Below are 3,913 nucleotides of genomic sequence, written 5' to 3'. Positions count from 1 at the left end.
TGAATTGGCGGGTGCGCGCGTTTCCGGAGTCGGCTGCAATCGCTACCTGGTATCCGAAAACCATTGACCAGAACAGTAATACGGCTGTTGGACGTCCGTGATCCTGGTGCGTCGAGGCTCAGGTGTTCGGCGGCCAGCTCGCGCAACATCAAATGAATCATGTTGCTAATAACAGCATTTCTACAGAAATTGGTACGGAGCCTCCCAGCTTAAGCAGGGAGATTTTGGGAAGACCAATAACGGGAAGAAAATCGTCGAGCCGGTCGACCAAATCTCGTCGTTGCCGGCTCGGCAGGGCCGCGATCACACGGCGGTCCACGCAGGAGGTGTTGGCTTGGCAATGGATTTTGGGATGTTACCGCCGGAGATCAACTCCGATCGCGTGTACACGGTTCTGGGCTCGGGGTCGATGCTGGCCGCCGCGGTGGCCTCGGGCGAGTTCGCCACCGAATTACAGTCCACGGTGTGCACCTATTCGTCAATGATCTCGACCCTGACCAGCGGGCCCTGGGTAGGTCCGTCGCCGCTGGGCATGGCGGCCCGCATCAAGCCGCTCAAATTTCTCAAAGGCAAACACTCACCCGAGCAACTGCAGCATCTGGTCGCACAAATATCGGAGGAACCCCGAAAGTGTGCAGCACCACACTTTCGATCAGGAAGGTCTTGACATCCTGCTCGAGCAACTGTCGAAGAAACCCGCATCCACACGGTTTCACCTGTCCAAAGGAGACAAGGCCAAAATCATGCCGTCGGATGCGCAGTTGGGATAGGGGGCAACCTCTTTCAATTGTTAGAACTCCTTACTGTTGGACTCTGCGGCGTGGAGATCGGCGGGGCCGAAACGATTCCGGCGTGGATCATCGGCCCAGATTGCGGCGCAGTCCCGGACCAGATGCGCCAACAACGGTGCGGACCAACGCGACTGGCCGATCTGAACACACGCCGATTGAACCGGCAATGCCGTTGGTGCAGAACATCTTTGCATTGCCGCACACGCACGCATCGACAACGGTACGTCAGGCCCATCTGAGCCCTAAGACTTCGGGGCCACTGAAGTTTGGCTGCCATGAGAAAGCTGCAAGAAATTGTCTCAAAATGGGAGAGTGATGAGTTATGAGACTGCTACTATCGCTATTCGGCGTTTCCGTCATGATCGGCCTCGCCGCGCCGGCGTATGGCGATGCTCCTCCTGCTCCTCTGCACGGTGACGACGCAGGCTTCCTTGCTGCTCTGCACCAAGCCGGCATCAGCTACTCGAGCCCAGATCGAGCCATTACGGCCGGCAAAGCGGTGTGCACGTGCTTGAATAATGGCGAATCGGGCCTGGCGCTAGTCCATGACGTGAAAACCCACAACCCCGGATTCGATATGGAGAGCGCATCCAATTTCGCCCTGATTTCCGCGAAATTCTACTGCCCTCGCCAACTCTCCAAGACCTGACTCAAAAGCCGAGTGGAGCATATAGGCAAGCACACCCAGTACGTGCGATGCCGTCCGTCCGTCGGGCACCTCGGCGAAGGTCTCCGACACTCGGCAGAGGGTCGTGGCCAATTCCCGCCGTGCCTGCCGATCGAGGCTAGCCAATTCGTCTCGCAGCGTCGGTCGACGATTGGGTGTCGTGTCGGCCAGCATCCCTCCGTGGCGTCCGAAACCAACGACCAGGCGAAACGGTTAGCTGATAGCCCTTGAATCGACTGTGCAGAGCCATTTCCGGCCGTTGCCGGTACGGCTAGGGGCACGGGGTCGATTCGGTTTCGAAACCCCTGGACACCGCGTTCCCGCCGCCACGGGGCGGGCACAGGGCTCTGAGCTCAGACGGTGGTCGCGGGCGGTTTGCTGATATCTAACGGCGACACACTGACACTGGTGGGGAAGTGGGCGTTCTAGCTGATTGGGAACCAATGGCCGACAATTCGGGCGATCTCGATGTAGAGCGGAATCCCGATCGTGACGTTGTAGGAGAACGTCAAACCCAGTGATGCTGCCAACGGCAGGGTTGGGCTTGCCTCGGGGATAGCCAGCCGCTGCACCGCCGGGACGGCGATATAGGAGGCCGCCGCGCACAGCACCGCGAACAGCACGTAGGTTCCCGGCTTGAAGTCGGTGTGGGTCAGGTAGGCGTAGCTGTAGGCGACAAAGATCCCCAGCGTCGCAAAGATATTCGGTGCCGCCAGACCGAAGATGATGAAACCGAGACCCGCCGATCGCAGGTCCTTCAACTTACGAGACGCCGTCATGCCCATCTCGAGCAGGAACAGACACAGCACGCCCTGGAATGCCAATACGAAGAATTTGTCGTCGGCTGCAACGACCTTCTGTCCCTGCAAACCGCTGATGAGGCCGATCATGATGCCGCCGAAGAGGAGCACAAGCCCAGGGTTGAGCAAAACTTCTCGCAGGAGTTCACGGGAGAAAGTGGGCATCCTCTCGGCCTTACCCATGGCCGGATGCTCGGCGGGCTCCCAGTTCGGATGCTCCAGCTTTTCGAGCGAGAGCTCCCGCTCCTGCTCGACCCCCCGTTCGCTCTGGGTCTCGAGGCTCTGGCCGCGCGGGGGCCGCGCGGCGGTGCCTGGACCGACCGCGGCCTCGACCGGCGGGGTGTAGCCGGGCTCGTCGGGCATATACCCCGCTTCGTTAAGACCCCGGTGCCGCAGTCGCGCCACCAGATACAGCGCCACCAGGCAGCCCGGAATCTCCATCACAGCCAGCATCACCGGCATGTACGCGTTGAACGCGATGTTGACGGCCGTCAGGACCGCCACGCAGGTGGCGAAAGTTCCGGCCGAGTCTGACCCGTAATAGCCGGCGACCGTGGCCATGTCGACTCGGCGCATGGAACTCAAGCGCATCAGCAGCAAGTAGGCGACGCTACCGATCAAGAAGTTCAACACGAAGCCCACGACCATAAACCCAACGATGCCGCCGATGCTGGACGCCTTCACGTTGGCGAGCTCTTCGCCTCCGTGCCAGCCGATCGCCAGCAGCAGGTACATGGTCAGGCCTTGGTAGATCACATACGGGAACTCGAACCGCACCTTCAGGATCGGAATCAGGAACCCGAAGTAGAAGAAAAGCAGCAGCGGCTTGAACAGGTTGTGGGTGAAGTTATGCCAGAACTCATATAGCATTTTTTCTCCTGTTGGTATGGCGGTAAGAAAAGCGCCGACCTTTAGCAGGGCGACCACGAACATCAAGAAAACGCGGGGTTGCAGCCACAGCGCCGGGCGAGCGAACGCCGGCGGCGCGGTTGTCACAGCGGCAGCCCGACCGTGTAGTCGGTGCCAATCGAGTCGTGCGCCCATCACCAGCGGCGGGAAACAGCTGCCTAATGCGCCTGCAGCGGCGACGAATGCCAGTGACCGATCCGACCGACCTGGTTGGGGCGCAGCACGTAATCATCATCGGCCACCAGGCGCGCCGAGCAGGTAAGCCATCAAGACGACCAAGAATACATAGAGCAGGTACAAGTTGGCGTTGCCGGATTGGACCGGCGTCACCAGACTCGCGGAGTGTTGCACAGCGGCGATGACCGGGCGATACAAGTAACGCTGGAACAGCGTCGGATGCCCGCTGCAGGGTGACCGTCGCTTGACACAGGCGATCAAAGTTCACTCGCACCAGTGCGGGAAATGTCATGGCCGAGTGTGAATTCGGCGTTTGAACACGACGATCCCGCCGTCCCACACCGGCGTCCGGCGGCTCGGTGCCGCAGGGCGTCCGGTCCAGCAGATCACGACCGGCACAATCAAGACAGCCGGCAGGAACACGGCAAGATGGGGGGAGAAAGCCGAAAAATCGTTGTTTGCAGGAATGATGGTCATGACCACGCCGACCGTGATCGCCAGCTGCACGGCGCCGAGCGGCTTTCCCGGAGCCATGCGGCCCACGCCCGGCTCCAGGGCGAGGGGGTCCG

At 60.5% G+C, this 3,913-nt stretch carries 4 protein-coding genes; 2 read left to right on the top strand and 2 right to left on the bottom strand.

The genetic code is table 11. The features are described from left to right. The first annotated feature begins 340 nt into the window (after positions 1–340). A complete protein-coding gene (locus VML93_RS38715; protein WP_414686454.1) occupies positions 341–667 on the top strand; it encodes a PPE domain-containing protein in 327 nt (108 codons plus the stop codon). Positions 668–1,113: 446 nt separating this feature from the next. Then, the gene (locus tag VML93_RS27050; protein WP_325615335.1) at positions 1,114–1,440 is read left to right on the top strand and encodes a DUF732 domain-containing protein; all 327 of its coding nucleotides are present in this window, start codon (positions 1,114–1,116) and stop codon (positions 1,438–1,440) included. A gap of 443 nt (positions 1,441–1,883) precedes the next feature. Here the strand turns inward: VML93_RS27050 and VML93_RS27045 are convergent, their stop codons facing one another. Next, positions 1,884–3,128, bottom strand: a complete 1,245-nt coding sequence (locus VML93_RS27045) for a sodium-dependent bicarbonate transport family permease (RefSeq protein ID WP_325615336.1) — start codon at positions 3,126–3,128, stop codon at positions 1,884–1,886. A gap of 504 nt (positions 3,129–3,632) precedes the next feature. Further along, the coding region (locus VML93_RS27040) for a hypothetical protein (protein ID WP_325615334.1) at positions 3,633–3,913 on the bottom strand (281 nt) is incomplete at its 5' end.

This window comes from Mycobacterium sp. (genome assembly GCF_035499775.1).
GTDB lineage: Bacteria > Actinomycetota > Actinomycetes > Mycobacteriales > Mycobacteriaceae > Mycobacterium.
This window is presented reverse-complemented; position numbering and strand designations above follow the sequence as displayed.

Coding starts and splice junctions, on each gene's coding strand:
- VML93_RS27050 (WP_325615335.1), top strand. CDS start 1,114: ATGAGACTGCTACTATCGCTATTCGGCGTTTCCGTCATGATCGGCCTC.
- VML93_RS27045 (WP_325615336.1), bottom strand. CDS start 3,128: ATGCTATATGAGTTCTGGCATAACTTCACCCACAACCTGTTCAAGCCG.
- VML93_RS38715 (WP_414686454.1), top strand. CDS start 341: ATGGATTTTGGGATGTTACCGCCGGAGATCAACTCCGATCGCGTGTAC.